The organism is Pseudomonas sp. SID14000, assembly GCF_002165135.1.
In the GTDB taxonomy this organism is placed as follows: Bacteria; Pseudomonadota; Gammaproteobacteria; order Pseudomonadales; family Pseudomonadaceae; genus Aquipseudomonas.
This window is the reverse complement of sequence record NZ_NFZQ01000082.1, coordinates 1-511: the sequence shown is the minus strand read 5'-3', so window position 1 is coordinate 511 and position 511 is coordinate 1. Positions and strand designations below refer to the sequence as shown.

The window sequence follows — 511 nt, the reverse complement described above, 5'->3', positions numbered from 1 at the left end:
GGTTCGGCACCAACTGCTCGAAGTTACCGCCCGTGGCGCTTTCGATGGTCACGCTAACGGTCGAGCCGTTGTTGTAGACGTCGTTGGCCGGGGTCTGGAAGTCGACGCTGCCCTGGGTCTTGCCGGCTTCGATGGTGATGGTCTGGCCGTTGGACAGGGTCACGGTCACCGGGGTCTGGGCTGGGTTGCTCAGGGTCACGGTGTAGGTGATGACGCCGCCTTCGGTGATGCTTGGCGAAGCGGTCAGGGTCGCGGTGGTGGTATCCACCGAGTCGTTGATGGTGGTCTGAGCCGGCGTCGGGTTCGGCACCAACTGCTCGAAGTTACCGCCCGTGGCGCTTTCGATGGTCACGCTAACGGTCGAGCCGTTGTTGTAGACGTCGTTGGCCGGGGTCTGGAAGTCGACGCTGCCCTGGGTCTTGCCGGCTTCGATGGTGATGGTCTGGCCGTTGGACAGGGTCACGGTCACCGGGGTCTGGGCTGGGTTGCTCAGGGTCACGGTGTAGGTGAT

General features: G+C 63.6%; 1 protein-coding gene. It reads right to left on the bottom strand.

Annotated features, from left to right (window positions below):
• A partial coding sequence (locus CAY82_RS24975; RefSeq protein WP_140399164.1) for an immunoglobulin-like domain-containing protein occupies positions 1-511 on the bottom strand: 511 nt, incomplete at both ends.